The organism is Pantoea sp. Pa-EAmG (assembly GCF_030024295.1).
GTDB classification, from domain to species: domain Bacteria; phylum Pseudomonadota; class Gammaproteobacteria; order Enterobacterales; family Enterobacteriaceae; genus Pantoea; species Pantoea dispersa.
Genome location: NZ_JASEWO010000354.1, coordinates 1 through 1,283 on the forward strand (window position 1 = coordinate 1; position 1,283 = coordinate 1,283).

The window sequence follows — 1,283 nt, forward strand, 5'->3', positions numbered from 1 at the left end:
ACCAGTACCACGTGTTCAGCCACGGCGACGCGGAACTGCTGGTGCAGGACGGCGTGAAAATCGAGCTGGTGTAATCCCCCGATGCCGTGCGCGCAGCACGGCATCAACTTCTCCTTTTCCTCTGTTTTTAATCCGTTCGGATTTTTCTCCCTTCGGGACGTATCTCATACGGCGTGTTACATCATCTATTACAAAATGCGCTCTTTGTAACAAGGCGCAGCGGCCCTCGCTGCGGTGGACCCGACGTAAAAAAACACAGGAATAATCTCCATGGAACTGTTCAATTATGAAGAGGTGAAATACCTCGAGCGCGACACCAACACCCCCACGTTTTTTGGCTATGCAAATTCAGAAATCGGTAAGGGCGGCACCATGCTGATTACCGTCGGCAAAGAGACCTTTACGGTAGATATCGACCCTGCCAACGGCTACTGGAGCTGGACACCTGCAACGCCGCTGGAGGATGGTTACTACAACATGTCTTTCCAGTCGGTTGATAAGGCCGGCAACGTCAGTACGCCCAGTCTGCGTACGCTGATTGTTGATACCACGCCGCCAGCAGCGCCGACGCTGCTGAACATGTACGACGATCAGGGTGACATCACCGGCAGCTTCGATTCTGGCAAGATGACCGACGACCGCCGCCCCACCCTGACCGGTATCGCGGAAAAAGGCGTGATTGTTTACCTGAAGGAAGATGATACGGTTATCGGCAGCGCCAAAGCGGATGAAAATACCGGGATGTGGAAGATCGAGCCAGAAATTGACCTCACCGACGGCCAGCATGATTTAACGCTGGTGGCGAGTGAAACCTTTGCCGGTAAGGTGCGTGAGGGTGAGGTTTCGGATGCTTTTAGTATCATCATCGGAAAAGATGGCTCAACCCCGCCCGATCCCGGCGCCATTCTGGAAATCACTCACGCAATAGATAATGTCGGCAATGCAACTGGCGAATTGAAAAGTGGCGGACTGACTGATGACACCACACCAGAGCTTTGCGGTAACGCACCAGCAGGTAGCACGGTGAGAATCCAGTATCGAAATGATAAAGGCGAATGGATCGATGCAGGCAACGCAGTGATGGACGGTAGCCGCTGGAGCTGGACACCGAATCCGGCGCTGAGTGCCGGTACCTGGGAGTTCCGAGCCAATGATAGTAGCGGCTGGACTGACGAGTTCATACTTAATATTGATCTATCGGCATCAACTCGCACTGAGATTACTCATGCTTACGATGATTTTGGTCCGTCTACCGGTATGCTCGGTTCTGGTGCGATTACAGA

At 53.2% G+C, this 1,283-nt stretch carries 1 protein-coding gene; it reads left to right on the plus strand.

Annotated elements, in window-relative coordinates; genetic code table 11:
• Positions 1 to 270: 270 nt before the first annotated feature.
• Positions 271 to 1,283: Ig-like domain-containing protein (locus QMM04_RS22545; protein ID WP_282997112.1), on the plus strand; the 1,013-nt coding region annotated here is incomplete at its 3' end.